Below are 21114 nucleotides of genomic sequence, written 5' to 3'. Positions count from 1 at the left end.
TCACCTCTTTTAAAGGGGTATTCTAAGTTTGGCCATAATCACTACAAGTTATGTAGTCAAGCGTTCCCTTGGAATAAGTCCCATTTTCTCCTTCACGTCGATCATCTTCTTCTCAGCAAATACGGAAGCATGCTCTGCTCCGCGAAGCAAGATCCGATCAAGCTCATCGGATTCGATCAACTCACGGTACCTATTTTGAATCGGTTCTAGCATGCTTACGACCGCATCTGCCAGCTCACTTTTAAACGTCCCATAGCCAACCCCTTGATAGCGGGCAACCAATTCATCCACAGTCTGATTAGCACAGAAGGAATAGATCGTTAAAAGATTACTAATCGCTGGTTTGTTGACTGGGTCAAAGCGAATTTCATTTTCTGAATCGGTTACGGCTCGCTTGATCTTCTTCACAATCTTGGAAGGCTCGTCGAGTAAAGCAACATAGCTTCCTTCGTTTGGATTGCTTTTGCTCATTTTCTTCGATGGGTCATCTAAGGACATTACTCGTCCTCCAACCTTCGGTATCATCGGTTCAGGAACAACAAAAGTCTCACCAAAACGGTTGTTAAAGCGCTGCGCAATATCCCTTGTTAATTCCAAATGTTGTTTCTGATCCTCCCCAACAGGAACATGGGTAGTATCATACAACAAGATATCCGCAGCCATTAGAGCGGGGTAGGTAAACAAAGCAGAAGTAACTACATCTTTTCCAGTTGATTTATCTTTAAACTGAGTCATTCGCTCTAGTTCTCCCATATGGGATACACATTGCATCAACCAGCCTAGTTCGGCATGTTCCTTTACTTGAGATTGAACGATTAGAGTAGATTTATCTGGATCAATCCCTACGGCCAAGAACAAAGCAGCTAAAGAGCGAACATTATTGCGAAGGGCAACAGGGTCCTGCGGAACCGTCAAGGCGTGTAGATCGACGACACAAAAAGTACAGTCCCCTTCATCTTGTAGTTCTACGAATTGTTTCATGGCTCCTATGTAGTTACCGAGCGTTAATAAACCGCTAGGCTGAATGCCAGAAAAAATTTTCTTCTTGCTCATACTTATTCACTCCTAATTGTCAAATAAAAACAAAAAAGCCCCTCATCCGTAAGGGACGAGGGACCGTGGTGCCACCCTTGTTGATCTAGGTTCATATAAAAAGAACGCAGATCTCCTTTTGTCTTCTTTATCGTGAAGACATTCCGCCAAAGCCTACTCCATAAGGTTTCAGTTTGGGGCTCAGAAGTCCATTCAATCACGGTTCTGTACCAGTTTACACCAACCACTGGCTCTCTGAAAGCAGAAAACAACGGATTTACTTCTCTTCGTCAACGCCATCAACTATTCGAGTTGATAAAATTTTATCTTAATGCACTTCAAAATGCAAGAAAACTTGGGTCTAGACCTCTCCCGTTCTCAATTGCAGTTCTGATGCTTCAATCGCACACCTTAAATCCTCAACAAGATCTTGCGCATGCTCGACTCCGACAGAAAATCGCAGTAACCTATCGCACACTCCCACTGAATCTCTTACTTCCTTAGGCACATCAGCATGTGTTTGAACAGCTGGATAAGTTAACAGACTCTCTACGCCACCAAGACTTTCGGCAAACGAAATCACTCTTAAATGTCTTAATATCCCCGGTACCAAAGCTGCGTCTTTGACCCGAAAGGACACCATCCCACCTAAACCAGCGTACAAGACATCCGTTATAAGGGGATGTTCCTTAAGAAAAGATACAATTCGCTTAGCGTTTTCCGTATGACGTTCCATCCTGAGGGCTAAAGTTTTCATCCCGCGGATAAGTAACCAAGAATCCATCGGTCCTAGCACAGCACCGATGGAATTTTGCAAAAAGAAAAGCCTATCGGATAGTTCTTGTCCGTTAGACACAATAAGCCCGGCAAGTACATCATTATGTCCCCCTAGATACTTCGTTGCACTATGAAAAGAAATATCTGCCCCCTCTAGAATGGGTTTTTGGTAGTAGGGAGATAAGAACGTGTTATCGACGATCGTAAGTACTCCTTGTTTTTTCGCTACACTTGCAATACTTGAAATATCAGCCGTTATCATCATCGGATTCGTTGGAGTTTCGATAAACACAGCAGTTGTTTCAGGGAGAAGATGGTCTTGCAAGTCGCTTCCACTTCTTAAATTGACATAGCTGAAGGTTAACCCATAAGACTTCCAAACCTGTTCAAACAGTCGGTATGTTCCTCCATATAAGTCCAGTGAGGCTATAATATGATCACCGGGTTTAAACAAGCCCATGATCACGTGAATGGCTGCCATACCAGAACTCATGGCGAATCCTCTGTCCCCTCCCTCAATTTCAGCTATCGCTTCTTCTAGTACCGTTCGAGTTGGATTCTTGGTCCGGATGTAATCGAAGCCCGTACTTTCTCCTAGTGCTGGATGTAGAAAGGCAGTGGAGAAGGTTACGGGGAAGCTGATCGCTCCTGTTTCCTTCTCCCTTCGATTTCCAATCTGTACAAGCTTTGTCTCTATGTCCATGGACTCTCCTCCTACATAAAAAGTTTGTTTATACACAAATAACCCCTAACTTGTATAAGTAAGGGGCTGATCATCTTATCCGAGACGGACCAAACCCTTATCTATCAAAATGAAAATCATTCTGTAGGAATTAGCACCGTGCTGGATAAAAATATCACAGTCGGTTGCCGGGCTTCATCGGGCCAGTCCCTCCGCCTTCTCTTGATAAGAGCAACGTATTCACTTGTTTATAAAACTAATTACGTCAAATTATATGGGGTGATTCATTTTTTGTCAATCATTCTTACGATTTAGGTAAGTAGCGCTTTTCTACCAGCTTGCCCACTCCCCACAGAAGCGCAACACCTAGAAGTAAGGTGATTAACTTGACGGGTTCACGAATGAATTGAGGCAAATCGGCCCCAATATAGGATAAGATAAACACCATCACTGCTTTTCCAAGAATGGTCGCCCAAAAATAGGTATGAAAAGAAATAGCCGACAAACCCGCTAGTACATTGATTAGACTTGATGGTGAGAACGGAAAACACCTTAATAGAAATAACACAGAGAATCCATGCTTCTCAAACCATTTCGAGCTCTTCTCAATCCCTTTGTACCTATGGAACAATCTCTCTGTCCAATTACGGCTGAATGTCCGGATAAGCCAAAAGACTAAGAGGGATCCTGTACACGCTCCAAGCCATGTAAAGAAGAATCCCTTCCACATGCCGAAAGCAACAGCGTTTCCTGTAACAATAGCAATCAACGGAAGAATCGGAAAGAATGCCTCTAGAATGGGAAGAATAAAGGCAATAGCAATCCCTAAGCCTCGATAGGCGTTAATCCAATCGTATAGCTCTTCTATTCTAATGTCCACGAAATTGAACCCTCTCATTATTGATCTTTATCTGGTACTATGATTTAAATAAAGGAGCAGTATTCTATACGATAAAAATATACCACAATAAGGAAAGAGAGGAAAATGGAATGGTAAAGAAGTGGGTTTACTCCTCTTTTTTATACTTACTCATTATTTCACTATTAGGTATCCTCCTTAGATGGAAGATGGTGGAACCCGTTTGGCCTGAGCTTTCCTTCATGCATATCGTGCATGCCCATTCTCACGTTGCTTTTCTTGGTTGGGTTTACATTCTCATTAATGCTGTATTCATTCAACATTGCTTTCCTGCAGGTTTTAGCGAAAGGCGAGCAATTAAGATCTATTACTTTTTACTGCATGTCTCAGTTATTGGGATGCTGTTTTCTTTTAGTTACCAGGGGTATGGCTTGATATCTATTGGCTTCTCTACTCTACATGCCTTCTTATCTTACTATTTTGCTTACCAATTTTTTATTCATCGGAACACTCATCCTAAAGGAATAGTCCGTTCCTTCTATCAAGCGGCTGTCTGGTTCAACCTACTATCTTCCCTTGGTCCTTGGGGATTGGCCATTGCAGGTGCTACTGGACTCGGCAATGAAACAATAAATAATTTTTTTATTTATTACTACCTACACCTTCAATACAACGGATGGTTTACCTTCGTTATTATTGGGATCATTTATCATTTGCTTGCTTCCGAGAGGAACCTCCAATATCGTTGGGTAAAATGGCAGTTCGGATTATTGGCTGTGAGCGTTATTCCTTCTTATCTCTCATCAGCCCTATGGTTATTATCTCAACCTATCTTCGTCGCTATCGGACTTATTGGATCACTTCTCCAATTTATTTCGATTAGCATGCTTCTCATGATGACAGCTAAACTGTTATGGAAGCGTGAGAGGTCATTTTCCTTGCGTTTACTGTTAAGTGTATCCTTGGCCAGTTTAGGAGTAAAATCTCTGCTGGAGCTTATGGGTGCATGGCCCTTATTAGCCTATGCTATATATGATAGCAGACAGGTCATTATTGCCTATTTGCATCTTACCCTGCTTGGCTTTATCACTACTTTCCTTATGTATTTCAGTGGAAAAGTATATGCTCAAAGCAAGATCACTGGTCCCTATGTTGCTTTCTATCTGCTAGGAGTCGTCAGCATGATCATTCTATTGTTCTTGGCTGGACTTCTGCAATGGATGCAATGGCCATTACCGAAAGGGATATGGATGTCCCTACTTGGTACAGGCATCTTGACTACCTTGGGAATCGTTGGATTTTTCATTGATATTCAACGAGGGTTTCGTGTTAGTAACTAAGAACTGACCATGATTACAAGCATCCACTTGCAATAAGACCCAAAAAAGAGGCTGGTTCCCTAAAAACATCAGTTTTACCTACCTTTAGGGACAGCCTCTTGTATCTATTATTCAGGTTTCCATTGTCCATGGAAGCTTGAGCTCGACCATGGTACCATCGGGTTCGGGGTAAATATTGATTTTACCGCCGTGGGCCTCGATAATCTGTTTGCATATGGCTAGTCCTAATCCTGTGCCGTTTTCTTTAGTGGAGTAAAAAGGATTAAAGATTTGCTTTACATCACTAGGGCTTATCGGGCTCCCATTATTAAAAAAGAGGACCATTACTTTCTCCCCGCTAACCCGACAGGAGATGCGAATCAGCTTCTCGCGCTGTTCGGGAGTGCGTTGAAACTCTTCACAGGCATTCTTAATAATATTGATAAAGGTTTGTTCAAGCTCCTTGCTATTTCCTCTAATGACGGCATTTGACTCTAGATGAACGATTGTTTCTATACCTAAACGAATAAACTCAAACTCAAAAAGGGAGACACAGCGATCAATCAAACGACTAATATCGACCTCTTCAAACTCTCTCTTCATCGGGAGATTCCTTCTCTTGGTTAACGATAAGAACCTCTCTAATATATAATCGAGCCGCTTTACTTCTTCATCAATAATGGTGTAGTAATGATGAATCTCTTCAGGATGAGGATGCATCTCATAGATCAGCTTGAGAAAACCTTTGATACTGGTAATTGGATTCCGTAATTCATGCGCCATTCCGGAAGCCATATTCCCTATGGCATTGAATTTCTCCACTTCTAGACGCTCTAATTCCCACTGTTTCTCCTTGAATAGACGAATCATAAATTCATCTACAAAGGTACTAATTATGCTCACTGCTCTAGCTTGAAACTTACTCTCCAAGTGCGGATAAACAATCTGATTTAAAAATCGATTCTTTAATTCTGAACAGTCCCTGATTAAGGTCTCTGCATCATGAAAATAAATGATATAGTGCTCAGCATAGCTACCGGCAAAATCATTGACTGTCTTTAGAGAAATGGTTTCACTTTCAATAGCCTCAAGAACAAACATAAGCGCTTGCTGTAAAGTCTCTACTAACTCTTCCTTCTTTTCATGATAAAGTATTTCATAATTTAGCGATTTTCCAAATACCTCACTGACATATTCGTTCGTAAACGCAAGCAGGTGCTCACGCATCGTCCGATCTGTTGATAACATACTGGGATACTCCTTAAAAAGTTGGATTAGACAAAATTGTCCAATAAGTTATTTATTTCTACAACGAATATCAAATTCCTTCAAAAAATAAGAAAGCATAACCTTTATACAACTGTTTGTTGACTTACCTTTAAGATTACCCTATGATAGAATGGCTTTATTAAAGATAAATCGTAATGATTAGAACTTAAAAAAGATAGGAGGGTGACACCGATTCCGGTGAAGACCCATGCAACCAATCATACAATGTAAGGATATACATTTTAACTATAGTCATAATGAAGTTTTGAAGGACGTTCATTTCATTGTCGAGCAAGGCGATTATGTAGGTCTTGTGGGTCCTAATGGCTCAGGAAAATCTACTTTACTGAAGATTATACTTGGACTTGTCCAGCCTAAACAGGGAGAAGTGAAATTATTCGGGATTCCAACTTCTTCTTTTAAAGACTGGTATAAAATTGGTTATGTCTCACAGAAAGCGAACAGCTTTAATAGTGGATTCCCTGCTACCGTATACGAAGTCGTCTCTATGGGACTCTATGGGAAAATGGGCTTATTTAAAAGACTAAATAGGCAACATCATGAATCGATCATGGAAGCCATTGAACAAGTTGGACTCTCGTCCCTTGCAGATAGAAATATAGGTAAACTCTCTGGCGGACAGCAGCAGAGAGCCTTCATTGCTCGTGCCTTAGTATCCAAACCCAGCCTACTCATCTTAGATGAACCTACGGTTGGGGTGGACACCGAATCCGTCGATCGATTTTATCATCTATTAGCGAAGCTTCACCAAGAACACCAATTAACCCTGCTCATGGTCACCCACGATATCGGAATGATGACACATCACGTGAATAAGGTAGCTTGCCTTAACAAGCGAATACATTTTCATGGAGATCCTAGTGACTTTCAAGCCAATCAGCAGGCGATTCTAGAAAGAGCATATGGCTCTCATATGAATTTAGTGGAGCACCGTCACTAGGAGGAATACAAAGCACATGCTAGAAATTATTTTTCAATATGAATTTATGCGTAATGCCCTTTTTGCTGGTTTGATTGTAGGAATTATCTGTCCCGCAATTGGGGTTTTCCTTGTCGTTCGCCGCTTATCACTCATGGCTGATGCTCTTTCTCACATTACCTTGGCTGGTATTGCCGCCGGGATCTTATTAGGTAAGAAAGTAGCTTTCTTCCAGGGACTTAATCCCATGTACATGGGTATGGTCTTTTCAGTAGTGGGCTCTCTACTCGTAGAACAATTAAGAAAAGCTTACCGTTTCTATCAAGAATTAGCGATACCCATTATCCTCTCCACTGGTATTGGGTTAGGTGTTGTCTTAATCAGTATTGCCAAGGGATTTAATGTAGACTTATTCTCCTACCTCTTTGGAAGTGTAGTTGCGGTAGGAAGAACCGATCTCTGGGCCATTATAGGAATTGGATTAGCCGTACTACTCTCCTTATACCTTCTATACAAAGAATTATTTGCCCTCTCCTTCGATGAGGAGTATGCACGCATATCAGGAATCAGGCGTAGTTTGGTTAATCTGATTTTCACCATCTTAGTTGCGCTTACCATCGCCATCTCCATGCGTATTGTTGGAATTTTACTGGTTTCAGCCCTTATTACCTTACCTGTTGCTGCAGCCTTACAGATCTCACATAGTTTTAAACAAACTTTATGGATGTCTATTATCTTTGCTGAAATTGCTGTACTTGGTGGGTTAACCTTGGCCTTCTACTTAGATTGGGCTAGCGGAGGCACCATTGTCCTATTTTCAGTCTTCATGTTACTATCTGTACTCTTGGTAAAAAAACTAATTCTTAAAGCAGACTAACGTAGAAGTCCCTGTTTTTCTTGTACAAGAAATCCCCCTTTCCTCTTAAAACGGTAAGGGGGATTGTTAATTTATTATTTAAACATATTGAACGCAGATGTACGGCTTGTTTCCCAAGATTCCATTAGACCTTTGTTTGTGTGCTTTACTTGATCCGTGAAGTTCTCTAGTAATCCTTGAACTTCAGTACGAGTCTTTTGTTGTTGCTCAATAAGGCTAAGTAAAGTAGACTCTAACTGTTCTAAAGACTTACCAATCATGCTGTTGCTAGCTTTTCCAGGTGTTCCATAAAGCTGCTGAACTTTGTTTAATACTTCCTCTCCACGCTTGTTCCATTCCTCTACATTCTTAGAAACAGCTTCACCGTTTACGTTCTTCACATTATCAAGTACGTTTGCTTTCACATCTACTACGAACTTATTTAATTCACTTTCTAGCTTATCGATGTTTTCTTTTGTTTGTTGCCATGCTTCTTTTTGACGCTCAAGCGCCTGAATGGTTACAGCTTCCATTTCGCGTTGGTAGCCATACATAAGCTTCACACTGTTTAACCATCCATCCCACATCGTGTCGAACACATTCACAGGATTTGTAAGTTCATTCTTTTTTTGAGCAGTCGCCATTTTTACATCCTCCTAAAAGATTATTCATTTTTTTATATGACACAGCTAAAGCTGAATCATTCTAGGTCATCATCACTACTCTTATTTTCCTTCCCTTTCCGATTGGGAACGTTGGGAAGACCCATAAAAAACTGGGTATACATATTAAAGAACTGATCAAGCATGCTCTGATATTGTCCTAGCGCTTCAGCCCATGATTCTAGGTATTGCGTTCCCGCGTCAGTAAGGGAATATACTCTCTTAGCTGGTCCTCCTGACGTGGTATCCCATTCTGACTTGACAATATTCTCTTTCTCTAATTGACGCAGAGTTCGGTATACATTTCCCTGATCAATAGAATGAAATCCAAATTTAACCAACTGCTGGATTAGCTCATAGCCATGGGCATTCCAACCTTTTAAACTAAGCAGTATGACAGGGACCATCATATTTTTAGGCGGCCCGCCTGGAATATTCCACTTTTCGTCTTCTTTGACTTCCTGCCCTTTATCCTTACTGGCCGACATCCGCATCACCTACGAAAATTGTAATTTGCTTCTATGTGTAATTTACACCTATGTGGTTCGTTCTGTCAAGTATTACCACTACAATTATCTATGTTGATCATTCGACAAATTCTGATAACTATCACAAGAATGTTCCTGGAATTGTCGAAGGGTTTCAATTGTGTTCCTACTAACCATTTACTATAATTTTCAATGTAAGCAAAAGGAATCCTATTTTTCGACAGTCGAAGAATGAAAGTTGGATTCATAATCAAGACTCTTTGATCAATCGTTTGTCTGAATTATTTTCGGACTGATTTTTCTAAAGAGTAGTTGTTTTACAAATAGATGAAAAAGGAGATGAAACCATGAGCCAACAAATGCCCTTTGATCCTTTTGCCTTATGGAAGCAGTTCTATGACAAGGCTGAGGAACAATGGAGTCAGACGGTGGACGAAGCTATGCATAAGGAGGAGTTCTCCAAATTGATGGGACAAAGCTTAAACAGCTACCTTCAGTATCAGAATATGGCCCGTCAATCTGCTGAAAAATACCTAGAGCAAGCCAACATGCCTTCACGTCAAGATGTTGCCAACGTCGCATCCATGATTGTGAATGTCGAAACGAAAGTCGACAGATTAGAACAAACCATCGAGGAAGAGGTTGTCGACGCCCTTAAGCAAAGTGAATTGTCGAAGGAAGTCAAAGCCCTGAAAACCGACATGGCCAAATTAACGAAACGACTCGACCAATTATTTGAGATCTTAGAGGCCAAGACAGAAGCTGCCGTGGCTAAGGAAGCTAAATCCGTAGAAGTTGACGCACCTAAATCCAAATAAACCTATCAATTTAATAGATATATAAATATATATATAAATACTAAAAACTGAGAGGATGTATGAAGATGAAAACACTCGACAATCAAGTAGCTATTGTAACCGGAGGATCCCGCGGAATCGGGAAGACTATTGCCCTTGAATTAGCTCGTAACGGCGCTAAAGTCGTCATTAACTATAATAGCAACGCGGATGCCGCTAATGAAGTTGTAAAAGAAATTGAAGCATTGGGTTCTGTTGCTTTTGCTAGCCAAGCAGATGTATCCGACTCCGCTCAAGCCAAAGTATTAGTAGAAGAAACGATCAACCGTTTCGGCAAGGTAGATATCCTTGTAAACAACGCGGGTATCACTCGTGATCGTTCCTTCCTTAAACTGACAGAAGAAGCATGGAGAAAAGTAATCGACGTAAACCTTAACAGTGCGTTCAACACGACAAGTGCCGTTCTCCCTCTCATGGTAGAGCAAAAGTATGGACGTATCATCAATATCAGCTCTATTATCGGGCAATCGGGTAATGTTGGGCAAACCAACTACGCTGCATCGAAAGCCGGACTAATCGGATTTACGAAGTCTCTTGCTCTAGAGATGGCTAATAAAGGGGTAACCGTAAACGCGATCTGCCCAGGATTTATCGAAACCGAAATGGTTGCAGAAATTCCAGCTGAAATTCTTGATAAGATTGTAGCTAAGATTCCTCAGCGTCGCCTCGGACAGCCAAGCGAAATCGCTCGTGCGGTATGCTATCTCGTAACAGACGGTGATTACATTACTGGCCAACAATTAAATGTCAACGGCGGACTTTACATGTAATAATCTGTTGACATCAACAGAAAAAAGTGGAGGGTAACAAAACAATGATTATTTCCCCAATTAAAGAATGGGAAGATATTTTGGGTATGGTTCCGGAAGAGTTAAAGAGCCAGATGAACCGCGCTAAGCGTTTTAATGAAGTTATGTTTGTTGAACCTGAGCCGCAAGTCTATCAAACTCCTAAGGAAGTCGTCTGGACCAAGAACAAAGCAACACTCTATCGCTTTGCTCCTCATCTACCTAAGACTAAGCGCGTTCCACTTCTTATGTTTTACGCGCTAATCAATAAACCGTATATACTCGATCTAGCCCCTGGAAACAGTTTAATCGAGTATCTAGTCAATCGCGGTTTTGATGTCTATCTTATGGATTGGGGTACACCTGGTCCTGAAGATCGATATATGAAACTAGATGATTATATTATGGACTACATGCCCTTGGCAGTGAAGAAAGTACTTCGTCACAGTGGTTCAGATGAAGTTTCCGTTTTAGGTTATTGTATGGGAGGCACGATGACAGCCATATTCTCGTCCCTACATACTCACCTGCCCATCAAGAATATTATTCTTATGACGGCACCGATCGATTTCTCAGAACTTGGCCTCTTCACCAACTGGCTGGATGAGCGCTATTTTAATCTGGATAAGATGGTGGACACTTTAGGCAATGTACCTCCAGAAATGATAGACTTAGGGAATAAGATGTTGAAGCCCTTGGTTAACTTTTACGGACCATATGTAAGCTTAGCTGAACGTGTTGAGAGCCAATCTTTTGTAGATAGCTGGAAGTTAATGCAGAAGTGGGTAGGCGATGGCATTCCTTTCCCAGGAGAGGCCTTCCGTCAATGGATTCGCGACTTCTATCAACATAACAAACTCATTAAAGGAGAGCTCGTCATCCGCGGGCAACGTGTGGAACTATCCAATATTCGTGCCAGCTTGTTAAACATTGGAGCAACCCGCGATCATATCGCTCAGCCTAAGCAATTGGAGCCTTTAATGGATGCCATTTCCAGTGAAGATAAGACACTGTCTCTTATGCCTACAGGCCATGTATCTATTGTCTTCGGACGCCAAGCGGTAAAGCATACCTATCCAACCATCGGTGACTGGTTAGACGAACGCTCTAATTAAGCAAGAAGCCCTGACTCTGCTTTTTCTAGAAGAATCAGGGCTTTTTATATTTAAAACAGATCCAAGCTTTCTTCTTGTTTCTGAATTGCAGAGGCGACCACGATTTCTGTATTTCGGACGGCTTCTTCTACTAAACCCTCAATATCAAGCTTTTGCTCGAACTTCTCAGCTTTTTCTACATTCGGACGAGTAACAGGTGACTTCGGCACAAATATCGTACAGCAATCTTCAAATGGAAGAATGGACGTTTCATACGTTCCAATCTGATGGGCAATGCGGATAATATCAGCCTTGTCCATGGCCACTAATGGACGAAGTATCGGCATCTTGGTTACGTTATTAATCGTATACATACTTTCCATCGTTTGACTGGCGACTTGGCCCAGACTCTCCCCTGTTGCTATAGCCAGAGCTTTACGCTTATGGGCTATTCTCTCTGCTATGCGCATCATGAAACGCCTCATGATCGTAATTAGATAATGTTCAGGGCACTTCTGACGAATTTCCGTTTGAATCTTCGTAAAGGGCACCATATGTACTCGCATTTCTCCTGCTCCATACTGGCTTACGATACCCGCTAAGTCCAACACTTTCTGTCTAGCCCGTTCACTTGTAAAAGGAGGACTCTCAAAATGGATTCCTTCTAAACGTACACCTCTTTTCATCGTCATCCATCCTGCTACAGGGCTATCAATCCCACCGGATAATAGGAGCATCGCTTTGCCGCTTGTCCCTACAGGAAGACCACCATTAGCAGGCACGTCCAAACAATTAATAAAGGTTCCTTCATTACGTATTTCTACCTTAAGCAATACTTCAGGCTGGCGGACATCCACCTTCAGCCCAGGCATATTTTTTAGAACATAACCTCCGATGAAGTTATTCATCTCCATGGATCGATGGGGGAACCGCTTATTTGATCGGTTCGTTTCCACCTTGAAGGTTCTTGGCTGCGGACTTACATCTTGCATAACACTTAATGCAGCTTCCTTAATGGTCTCGAGTTCAAAGCTGTCGATCCTTTTTGTAGGACTGAAAGAAGTAATACCAAAAATCTTTTTAACCTTTGGTTCCACCTCGCTGTAAGGTGCTCCATTTAATGAAATGTACATTCTTCCGTAAGTATTTTCAATCTCTATGTCGGGAAAATCCTTTAGACTTCTTTTCAGATTGGTTATTAGCTGCTTTTCAAACATTCCCCGATTTTTTCCTTTTAGGGCCATTTCACCGTATCGAATTAAGATATCGTCATAATTTACCATAAGAACTCCTTTAGGTTACCTTTAGCATCTTTTTCAAACGTGGTACTACATCATGGAAGATCATAAGAAACTTCTCAACTTCTGACATCGTGTTCATATAAGATAGGCTAAGCCGAAGACTACTGCTCGCTCTTGCTTCTCCTAGATTCATGGCCATGAGCACTCGACTTGGGCGGTCAATTTTAGAAGAACAGGCAGACTTCGTAGATACATAGACAAACTGATCTTCGAGCGCATGAAGGATGACCTCAGATTTTAACCCTGGCAATGAAATATTGACTATATGAGGCGCTCCAATGCGAGGCGTGTTCATAAAGCATCCTTCCCACTCATTCAAGCTCTCCCAGAGCCGATCGCGCATAGCCAAAAGAGCTTGCGAGTTAGACTCCATAGATTCTTTAGCGAGTCGCATTGCTTTAACCATTCCAACAATTCCTGCCAAGTTTTCCGTACCCGAACGAAGCCCTCCCTCTTGTCCTCCTCCAACCATGAGAGGATAGAGGTCAACTCCCTTTCGAACATAAAGCAGTCCCGTTCCCTTGGGACCATGAAATTTATGTGCGGATAAGGAGACAAGATCCGCTCCCCAGCCTCTAGGATCTACGGGAAGTTTGCCAAATCCTTGCACAGCATCTACATGAAAAAACAGCTTCGGGTATTTTTTCAGTATTCTTCCGATTTCCGCTAGAGGCTGAACACTCCCGACTTCGTTATTGACATGCATCACAGAAACTAATACCGTATCAGAACGAATTGCCGATTCTAAGTCTTCAAGATTCACCACTCCCTCTTGATTTACTGGGAGTACCGTTAATTCAAAACCAAATTCTTCTAATTGCTTGCATACATCATAGACAGCGGGATGCTCGATAGCCGTTGTCACAATATGCTTTCCTCGATTCTGATATCGAAAGGCAATCCCTTTAATTGCCATGTTATTACTTTCAGTTGCACCCGAGGTAAACACAACTTCCCCTGGCTGCACCCCTAAGAATTTAGCTGCTAACTGACGGGATTGGTTTAATATTTTTTCTGACTCAACACCTAGATGGTGAAGTGAAGATGGATTTCCGTAATAGTTTTGCAAAACCGATCTCATCGTTTCCACGACTTCCGGATGAGGGGCTGTCGTAGCCCCATTATCGAAATAAATCATAGGCACCTCCTTCATTTCAGCTTATCGTCGCTTGACCTTATTATTTCCCCATACTATGGAAGAAAAAGCTAACTCACATTATAACTTATCCAAACCAACGCATACAACTACAACTCACTTACCTACCTCTCTGTTTTCTAAAATTCTGAAAACCTATTTACAAACGACTTTCCCCTTGTTAGAATTATCAATAAATTATATATTTATATGCACCATAACGCGGTGAAGCAATAAAGAGAAATCATAAAGAACAGCTGGAGGGTTCAATCATGACAGTAACAGTGAATGTGGAAGTACTTAAGCAACTAGAGGAACAGATTCAATCATTACAATCTCAAATAAAGAAGCTTAACCAACAGGAAGAAGGCTTCGAACACTTAGACAGCGATATTTATCTTATGGAACTATACAATAAACAAATGAGATAGTATTTTTTTCGTTATATAACAGAGGCGTTGCTCCCGAATTGTGAGTAACGTCTTTTTTACTTCCATTATTTATCCAATGATACCAACTCCTTCCCCAAGTACAATAGAGGTAAGAATTTCTTACTCTACATGTTGCTGGATAGAAAGGGGCCTATACATCATGACAAGACAGCGATGGAAAAGATGGGTTGGACAAGGTATGCTAGCTACACTGCTTCTAAGCAGCACACAGGCAGCTTATGCACAAAACTATACCGTACAGCGTGGAGACAGTTTGTTTTTAATCTCTCAACAGTATGGTATTACAGTAGATCAGTTAAAAACAGCAAATCGTCTTACGAGTGACGAGATCTGGATCGGTCATACTTTAACCATTCCCCCTAAATCATTTACCTACACCGTTCAAGCCGGTGATACGCTCTTTCTGCTCGCCCAACGCTATAAAACGACGATAGAACAACTTACAACATTAAATCAATTAAACTCAAGTAATCTTCTCATTGGACAAAAGATACAAATCCCCGAAGGGAGTACACCCATTGTTACAGCTCCAACGCTGGATAGCTCAACCTATCTTGTTAAGCCTGGAGATATGCTCTGGAAAATTGCCCAGTCTACCAATACAACAGTTGAAGCCATTAAACAAGTCAATAAGCTTAGCAATGATTACATAGAGGTTGGACAAACATTAAAAATACCAGATCCCGGATCACAAGCTGTTCAGCCCACTCCCTTACCATCACCCGTGGACAAGCAAGTCCCTTGGGTTGAATATCAAACTCACACTGTACAAAGTGGAGAGACCGGCTGGACCATATCCTTAAAGTACGGCATCCCTTTCTCCGAGTTTCTTCAACTGAACAATATGACTGAAAAGAGTATGCTATCCATAGGCCAAAAAGTAAAAGTAGCGATTCACCATGTACCTGTTAAGCCTGTTTCTAGTCCTCAATCCGGTGAGCTGTTGGACTGGTCAACGGAGGCTCAATATGTATTTCCTATTGGGGCTACGGCGAGGGTCGTCGATATCGCTACAGGGCAAACCTGGAATATTAAACGTACCATCGGAGCCTTCCATGCTGATTGTGAACCACTTACATCAAGAGACGCCGAGATCATGAAGGCTGTCTGGGGAGGAAACTATTCCTGGTCGGTTCGCCCGGTTCTTCTTGAGGTGAATGGACGTCGTTTAGCTGCCTCCATGAGCTCGATGCCTCATGATATTCAGTACATTACGGACAATAACTTTGCTGGCCATGCGGACGTACACTTCCTCAATAGTTTACGTCATAAGGATGCCCAAGTAGACCCGCGACATCAAGAAGCCGTTCGACTGGCAGCAGGAATCAAGTAAACGAAAAAAGGGCTAACGCCTAGTCAACTTCAATACGACTAGACATTAGCCCTTCACTTTTACCCTACAATTACGGCATACATTACCCCTGGGCCATGTACTCCGATGGTTAAATCATTCTCTATGTCAGCCGAACGACTTGGACCCGTTACAAAATGCACTCCCGCTGGCATAGCTCCATCGTCATTTCTATAACTTACTTCTTTTAAAACTTCTCCAAGACGCGTTCTTAAACGATCAGCCTTAATGATAGCCATAAAGGCAGTCGGCAGAAGACTAATGGCTCTTCCCTTGAACGGGCTAGACATAGCAAGAACTGTTCCTGTGTGAGCGATGGCAAAATCCACAACCCCAATTCCAATATCTGCCCCTGCGGCTTTATTTAATAGATCTTCTTGATCTGGATTCCAGAACGTAACTTCTACATTGGAACGAGCTGATTCAAGAGAAAGATCCTTCAACTCTTCCTGATCAAAACAGAGGAGATACTTTGCTTCCATTGTACGGATCACGTGATGAATATAGGAACCCGCCTCCTCCATCGTAGAGACGCGTGTCACTTCTCCGCCTACCTTTTCCCAGTTTTCCATAAAAAGTTGAACTTTCTCTTCAAGCGAAAGATTGTACTCTTTCCAAAACTCCGGTGCCCCTCGAAAAGGGTGCTCGGGTGGCTTCGTAGTCTGATCCCTACCTAGTCGCTTAGCAATATGATTGATGAACTCAGCTTGTCTTCTCTTCGATTCCTTCTCGAGTTCAACTAGGTAATCCGGATTAGCCATTGTGTTTTCCTCCCTTTCCCCTTGAGGCTAGAATCTCTTGCATTCTTTTCTTTACCTGCGGGTCCATTTCTTGAAGCTCAGCTTGAACATCAAGATCTAAAGCTTTCCAGGAATCTCTAAATGACTGCTTAGCCAAGCTAGGTGCATACCGCTGAGATGTCCAACCTTTAAGTGGCCCTACCTTTGACTTAATCATCCCTTGGTTGACGAGAGGCAATTGTCCGATACTTCCTACCTTCAGCGATAGATGGTATCTTTTATGATTAGACATGACATAACGAAACCCTTTAAATGCGGCTCTCTCGGAAGCGGGTGAATATCCTTGTTCTGCTTTTTTTCTTCTTAGATAAACGAGCATGTCATGTAACGGAATTTGTACGGGACAAGCTTCCCAACAAGCGCCACACAAGCTCGAAGCATTGGCAATATCATCCCACTCCGCGACATTCCCATTAAGCGCGGGAGTTAAGACGGCTCCGATGGGGCCACTATATACTTTTCCATAAGAGTGCCCGCCTATATGGCGATAAACCGGACAAGCATTCAAACAAGCTCCGCAGCGTATACAATTGAGCAACTCCTGAAACTCTGGATCACCAAGCTGTAAGGATCTCCCGTTATCTAGAATAATGATATGCATTTCTTCCGGACCATCACTATCTTCAGATCGTCTCGGTCCCGTTATGACAGACATATAAACGGTTAGCTTCTGCCCTGTAGCGGAGCGAGGCAAGAGGGTGGCCATCACTTCAAGATCATCTAAGGTTGGAATGATTCGCTCCATTCCCATAAAGGTAATCTGTGTCTTCGGAACCGTGCTAACCATACGAGCATTGCCTTCATTAGAAAAAAGGGATATAGAACCTGTTTCAGCAATCGCAAAATTACAACCCGTCATCCCTATATCGGCTTCTAAGAACTTCTCCCGCAGCTTAGCTCGAGCGAAACCCGCTAGTACGGAGGTATCAGCTGGAAGCTGTTTTCCTGCTTCCTTGGAGAACAAGTCCGCAACTTGCTGCTTATTTTTGTGGATAGCTGGAATGATGATATGAGAAGGGGTTTCTCCTGCTAGTTGGATAATATATTCGCCCAAGTCTGTCTCTACCGCTTCGATCCCCGCATCCTCGAGAGCCTGGTTCATATGGATTTCCTCTGAAACCATAGATTTTGACTTCACAACGGATTGGGCCTGTTTCGCTTCGGCTATCTTCATGGCAATCTCAACAGCTTCTTCGCTTGTTGAGGCAAAATGGATGTGTGTTCCTTGAGCTCTAGCATTCTCAATGAATTGGGTTAGGTAATAATCCAGGTGAGCAATGGTGTGTAACCGGATTTGTCGTCCTCGTTCACGCCACTTGTCCCAATTCCCTTGCTCTTCAGACGCATTTTTACGTCCTGCTCGAAGCTTTTCTGTCGTAAACTTAACCGCATTACGCAGAAATTGGTCATTCAACGCCACTTTCGCACGATCTACAACGCTGTTTAGTCCGGATGTGCTCATACCTTGGCTTTCACCCCTTCATACAAAAGTTCAATAAGATGCATGACGCGAACCGGTTTTCCTTTATAGTGAAGGTGCCCTCCAATATTCATCAAGCATCCCATATCCATTCCGACTAATACTTCAGCTTCAGTTTCAAGAACATGTTGGGCCTTCTCTTCTACCATAGCACCAGAGATATCCGACATTTTTACGGCAAAGGTTCCCCCGAACCCACAACAATCCTCTCCCGATGGTAGCGGTACCAATTCCAGCCCTCTTACGTGTTGTAAAAGCTCTAAAGGCTCACTCTTAACTCCTAATAAGCGTGTCCCGTGACAGGAAGGGTGGTAGGTAACTTTATGAGGAAAGTAGGCGCCCAAGTCTTTCACACCAAGGACTTGCACAAGGAATTGAGAGAATTCATATGTCTTTTCAATAAACTGCTTGGCTCTTTTCAGCTGAACAAGGTCATTCTCAAAGAGCTTCTCGTAGTTATGATGAATCATCCCTACACAAGAGCCTGACGGAGAAACGACAAAGTCGCTATCTTCAAAAGCATCCAATAAGGTTACCGCTGCTCCGCGTGCATCTTCCCAATAACCACTGTTAAAAGCCGGTTGTCCGCAGCAGGTTTGAACCTCCGGAAAACAGAGCTTTATTCCGTGTTGTGAAAGGATTTTTGTCATGGCCTCTCCGACCCCGGGATATATTCCATCTACTAAACAAGTAATAAACAGGGAAACTTTCATTGATTGACCCTCCCTCTTTTCTGCCCATATCATCTTCTGCCCCTCAGGTCATCAGATGTCTTTTGTAGGTAAGTATACTTCATATTTAAAAGGTTGAACAGAGTTTTTCAAATGGAAAAATCCGAACAAAATTGTAAAAAGCCCGAGGTACAAAAAAATGACCTCGGACTTAATCTTTAAGATTACTTAAGCATAAACTCTTCAACACCTTGCAAATGCCTGAGCATGGCTTCTTGTGCTTGATTAATGTTCTGGAGACGGATCGCCTCATAGATGTTGCGATGATCATCTAGCAGCTTCTCGCCTACACCCTCAATCTCGTATAGTTTCTGGCGAGACGCCTTCATCGTTCTCTCCATCATCTCTGATATGGAGTGCATAACCGAAACTAGCATTTCATTATGGGAGGCTTGAGCAATGGCAAAATGAAAGCTCCAGTCCGCCTCATCACCCTGCTCCCGCAAGTTCCCATGATGTGCTTCTTCCATCTTGTCAAGCGCTTCCCCAATTAAGCGTAAGTCATCTACTGTTCTTCTTTCGGCTGCAAGACGCACAATTCCGGTTTCAATAACTTTACGCACTTCATATAGTGAACGAATATCCTGCTTTGTTACAGGTCTAATGGACTCTAATGTCATCTTTAACTCTTCAGGTTCAAAACGGGTTACAAAGGTTCCTTCTCCTTGACGAATGGTAACTAAACCCATGGTCTTTAAGGAGCCGATGGCTTCACGTATAGTAGATTGTCCAACACCGAGAATTTCTCCTAACTCTCTTAAGGATGGCAACCGTTCACCAGATTGATAGACACCTGAGATGATCTGATCGCGTAAATAATCAGCAACCTCTTCGTAGGTTTTACGCACTTTAAACTGCGGTTTCATAAGACACCTCAATGTTTGAGTCATTTGAGGAGAATTATATCATACAAGTTTAGATTTTCCCATCAGATATCTGATGATTATAAGGCGCGGTCTAGCAAGTCCATGATATGAATGGCTTCCATCTTTCCTTGCATGCCTGCTCGAATAATTCCGTTCTTCATCTGGAGAAGACAACCAGGATTTGAGGTCACGACATAATGAGCTCTTGTTTCCTTTACATGTTCCATCTTTCCGTCTAAGATTTGCATGGACATATCATAATTCGTAATATTATAAATTCCCGCAGACCCACAACAACTGTCTGCATTCGTCAGCTCCACATACTCTACTCCTGGAATGCAACGGATCAACTGACGAGGTTGATTGCGAACTCCCTGCCCATGGGCCAAGTGGCAGGAATCTTGATAGGTGACTCTTGCATTTAACGGTTTACTGAATGTAATCTGAGGAAGTTCGCTCAAAAGTTCATTTGCATCCCGCATCTTCGACACGAAACTCATCGCGCGTTCCTTCCATTCTGCATCATCGTGGAACCAGTGGTGATACTCCTTTAGAGCAGCACCGCAACCTCCTGCATTATTCACAATAAAATCCACATTCGCCCGTTCGAAGGCTTCGATATTTCGCTTGGCTAAACCCATGGCCCCGTCTTTTTCACCACTATGGGCATGAAGCGCACCGCAGCATGACTGGTTCTCTACAAACACGACATCACAGCCTGCTTTTTGTAAGAGACGAGCTGTAGCCTGATTGGTTTCATAGAACATCACGTCTTGAATACAACCCGTAAACAATCCAACTGTAAAACGAGTTTCTTTCTCCGCCTTCATGATTGACTGTCTTTTCTTTCTTTCCCATGGTGATGCTACAGTGTCTACTGCTTTTTGCATCTCTGCCATAGGTTTAGGCAAAACATTAATTAATCCTGTCATATCTGCTAGCTTTTGCATTCCTGTAGCCTGTGCTGCCCATAATGCAGTACCCAATAGCTTCATTCGTTTCGGTTTAGTAAATAGTTGCTCAAAAACAACCGTACGAATAATAGATGGCTTTTCCTTACTTTTCTTGCCGTCTTCAACTACTTCTCGCGCCGTCTCTACCAGACTTCCATAAGGAACTCCTGCCGGACAGGCCGTCTCACAAGCACGGCAACCGAGGCAAAGGTACATATTTTTCTCAAATTCTTCGTCTAGGGACAGCTGCTCTTTCGCAACTCCCTTCATGAGAGCGATCCGACCACGCGGGCTAGCATGTTCCATTCCCGTTTCCCGGTAGGTGGGGCAAGCAGGTAAACAAAATCCGCAATGCATACAGTTCATAATTTCATCCATATTAAACTTTGCCAACCAACCGTTACCATTTGCCATTATTAAAG

Annotated in this window: 21 protein-coding genes, 1 riboswitch and 1 other annotated feature; of the genes, 8 read left to right on the top strand and 13 right to left on the bottom strand. The window is 42.4% G+C overall.

Annotated elements, in window-relative coordinates:
* Nucleotides 1-48: 48 nt before the first annotated feature.
* The 3 genes from trpS to EIZ39_RS05180 all read right to left on the bottom strand — a co-directional run bounded on the left by trpS (nucleotide 49) and on the right by EIZ39_RS05180 (nucleotide 3371).
* Entirely contained in the window at nucleotides 49-1053 is a 1005-nt protein-coding gene (gene trpS, locus EIZ39_RS05190; protein ID WP_129198173.1) for a tryptophan--tRNA ligase, read from the bottom strand.
* Nucleotides 1054-1101: 48 nt separating this feature from the next.
* Nucleotides 1102-1335, bottom strand: a binding site (T-box leader).
* Between the two features lie 58 nt (nucleotides 1336-1393).
* Nucleotides 1394-2512: a PLP-dependent transferase gene (locus EIZ39_RS05185; protein WP_129198171.1), complete on the bottom strand. Its 1119-nt coding sequence runs from the start codon at nucleotides 2510-2512 to the stop codon at nucleotides 1394-1396.
* A gap of 94 nt (nucleotides 2513-2606) precedes the next feature.
* Nucleotides 2607-2723, bottom strand: a riboswitch (SAM riboswitch).
* Nucleotides 2724-2795: 72 nt separating this feature from the next.
* On the bottom strand, nucleotides 2796-3371 hold the full coding sequence (locus tag EIZ39_RS05180) for a TVP38/TMEM64 family protein (RefSeq protein WP_164984906.1): 576 nt from the start codon (nucleotides 3369-3371) through the stop codon (nucleotides 2796-2798).
* A gap of 110 nt (nucleotides 3372-3481) precedes the next feature.
* Here EIZ39_RS05180 and EIZ39_RS05175 point away from each other — a divergent pair, with 110 nt between their 5' ends.
* Entirely contained in the window at nucleotides 3482-4690 is a 1209-nt protein-coding gene (locus tag EIZ39_RS05175) for a hypothetical protein (RefSeq protein WP_129198167.1), read from the top strand.
* Between the two features lie 111 nt (nucleotides 4691-4801).
* Here the strand turns inward: EIZ39_RS05175 and EIZ39_RS05170 are convergent, their stop codons facing one another.
* Nucleotides 4802-5917 carry a sensor histidine kinase gene (locus EIZ39_RS05170; protein WP_129198166.1) on the bottom strand — a complete coding sequence of 372 codons (1116 nt, stop codon included), beginning with the start codon at nucleotides 5915-5917 and terminating at the stop codon, nucleotides 4802-4804.
* A 229-nt stretch (nucleotides 5918-6146) separates the two neighbouring features.
* On the opposite strand from EIZ39_RS05170, the gene EIZ39_RS05165 reads away from it, so the two are divergent.
* Together EIZ39_RS05165 and EIZ39_RS05160 are read left to right on the top strand one after the other, a co-directional pair.
* Nucleotides 6147-6899: a metal ABC transporter ATP-binding protein gene (locus tag EIZ39_RS05165; protein WP_129198164.1), complete on the top strand. Its 753-nt coding sequence runs from the start codon at nucleotides 6147-6149 to the stop codon at nucleotides 6897-6899.
* Nucleotides 6900-6915: 16 nt separating this feature from the next.
* The gene (locus EIZ39_RS05160; protein ID WP_129198162.1) at nucleotides 6916-7755 is read left to right on the top strand and encodes a metal ABC transporter permease; all 840 of its coding nucleotides are present in this window, start codon (nucleotides 6916-6918) and stop codon (nucleotides 7753-7755) included.
* Between the two features lie 74 nt (nucleotides 7756-7829).
* Here EIZ39_RS05160 and phaP read toward each other — a convergent pair whose 3' ends face one another.
* Both phaP and phaQ read right to left on the bottom strand, forming a co-directional pair.
* Nucleotides 7830-8378 carry a polyhydroxyalkanoic acid inclusion protein PhaP gene (phaP, locus tag EIZ39_RS05155; protein ID WP_129198160.1) on the bottom strand — a complete coding sequence of 183 codons (549 nt, stop codon included), beginning with the start codon at nucleotides 8376-8378 and terminating at the stop codon, nucleotides 7830-7832.
* Between the two features lie 56 nt (nucleotides 8379-8434).
* Nucleotides 8435-8884: a poly-beta-hydroxybutyrate-responsive repressor gene (gene phaQ / locus EIZ39_RS05150; protein ID WP_129198158.1), complete on the bottom strand. Its 450-nt coding sequence runs from the start codon at nucleotides 8882-8884 to the stop codon at nucleotides 8435-8437.
* A gap of 347 nt (nucleotides 8885-9231) precedes the next feature.
* Between phaQ and EIZ39_RS05145 the strand changes: the two genes are divergently transcribed.
* The 3 genes from EIZ39_RS05145 (at nucleotide 9232) to phaC (ending at nucleotide 11644) form a co-directional block, all read left to right on the top strand.
* Nucleotides 9232-9702 (top strand): poly(R)-hydroxyalkanoic acid synthase subunit PhaE, encoded by a 471-nt coding sequence (locus EIZ39_RS05145; protein ID WP_129198156.1) that lies wholly within the window; start codon nucleotides 9232-9234, stop codon nucleotides 9700-9702.
* 65 nt (nucleotides 9703-9767) lie between these two features.
* Entirely contained in the window at nucleotides 9768-10511 is a 744-nt protein-coding gene (gene fabG, locus EIZ39_RS05140) for a 3-oxoacyl-[acyl-carrier-protein] reductase (RefSeq protein ID WP_129198154.1), read from the top strand.
* Between the two features lie 47 nt (nucleotides 10512-10558).
* A complete protein-coding gene (phaC, locus tag EIZ39_RS05135; protein WP_129199114.1) occupies nucleotides 10559-11644 on the top strand; it encodes a class III poly(R)-hydroxyalkanoic acid synthase subunit PhaC in 1086 nt (361 codons plus the stop codon).
* Between the two features lie 50 nt (nucleotides 11645-11694).
* Here phaC and thiI read toward each other — a convergent pair whose 3' ends face one another.
* Nucleotides 11695-12906, bottom strand: coding sequence for a tRNA uracil 4-sulfurtransferase ThiI (gene thiI, locus EIZ39_RS05130; protein ID WP_129198152.1), 1212 nt, complete (start codon nucleotides 12904-12906; stop codon nucleotides 11695-11697).
* A gap of 10 nt (nucleotides 12907-12916) precedes the next feature.
* A complete protein-coding gene (locus tag EIZ39_RS05125; protein ID WP_129198150.1) occupies nucleotides 12917-14062 on the bottom strand; it encodes a cysteine desulfurase family protein in 1146 nt (381 codons plus the stop codon).
* Between the two features lie 269 nt (nucleotides 14063-14331).
* On the opposite strand from EIZ39_RS05125, the gene EIZ39_RS26425 reads away from it, so the two are divergent.
* Together EIZ39_RS26425 and EIZ39_RS05120 are read left to right on the top strand one after the other, a co-directional pair.
* On the top strand, nucleotides 14332-14490 hold the full coding sequence (locus EIZ39_RS26425) for a hypothetical protein (RefSeq protein ID WP_164984905.1): 159 nt from the start codon (nucleotides 14332-14334) through the stop codon (nucleotides 14488-14490).
* Between the two features lie 160 nt (nucleotides 14491-14650).
* Nucleotides 14651-15844, top strand: a complete 1194-nt coding sequence (locus EIZ39_RS05120) for a LysM peptidoglycan-binding domain-containing protein (protein WP_164984904.1) — start codon at nucleotides 14651-14653, stop codon at nucleotides 15842-15844.
* A gap of 59 nt (nucleotides 15845-15903) precedes the next feature.
* Here EIZ39_RS05120 and EIZ39_RS05115 read toward each other — a convergent pair whose 3' ends face one another.
* The 5 genes from EIZ39_RS05115 to EIZ39_RS05095 all read right to left on the bottom strand — a co-directional run bounded on the left by EIZ39_RS05115 (nucleotide 15904) and on the right by EIZ39_RS05095 (nucleotide 21106).
* The gene (locus EIZ39_RS05115) at nucleotides 15904-16623 is read right to left on the bottom strand and encodes a LutC/YkgG family protein (protein WP_129198146.1); all 720 of its coding nucleotides are present in this window, start codon (nucleotides 16621-16623) and stop codon (nucleotides 15904-15906) included.
* Nucleotides 16616-18124, bottom strand: coding sequence for a LutB/LldF family L-lactate oxidation iron-sulfur protein (locus EIZ39_RS05110; RefSeq protein WP_129198144.1), 1509 nt, complete (start codon nucleotides 18122-18124; stop codon nucleotides 16616-16618). Before EIZ39_RS05110 ends, EIZ39_RS05115 begins: the two co-directional genes overlap by 8 nt.
* Nucleotides 18121-18855: a (Fe-S)-binding protein gene (locus EIZ39_RS05105; protein ID WP_129198142.1), complete on the bottom strand. Its 735-nt coding sequence runs from the start codon at nucleotides 18853-18855 to the stop codon at nucleotides 18121-18123. The genes EIZ39_RS05110 and EIZ39_RS05105 overlap by 4 nt, the downstream gene beginning before the upstream one ends.
* A 182-nt stretch (nucleotides 18856-19037) precedes the next feature.
* Nucleotides 19038-19739 carry a FadR/GntR family transcriptional regulator gene (locus EIZ39_RS05100; RefSeq protein WP_164984903.1) on the bottom strand — a complete coding sequence of 234 codons (702 nt, stop codon included), beginning with the start codon at nucleotides 19737-19739 and terminating at the stop codon, nucleotides 19038-19040.
* Nucleotides 19740-19816: 77 nt separating this feature from the next.
* On the bottom strand, nucleotides 19817-21106 hold the full coding sequence (locus EIZ39_RS05095) for a (Fe-S)-binding protein (protein WP_129199112.1): 1290 nt from the start codon (nucleotides 21104-21106) through the stop codon (nucleotides 19817-19819).
* Between the last annotated feature and the right edge of the window lie 8 nt (nucleotides 21107-21114).

It is taken from the genome of Ammoniphilus sp. CFH 90114, assembly GCF_004123195.1.
GTDB lineage: Bacteria > Bacillota > Bacilli > Aneurinibacillales > RAOX-1 > YIM-78166.
This window is presented reverse-complemented; position numbering and strand designations above follow the sequence as displayed.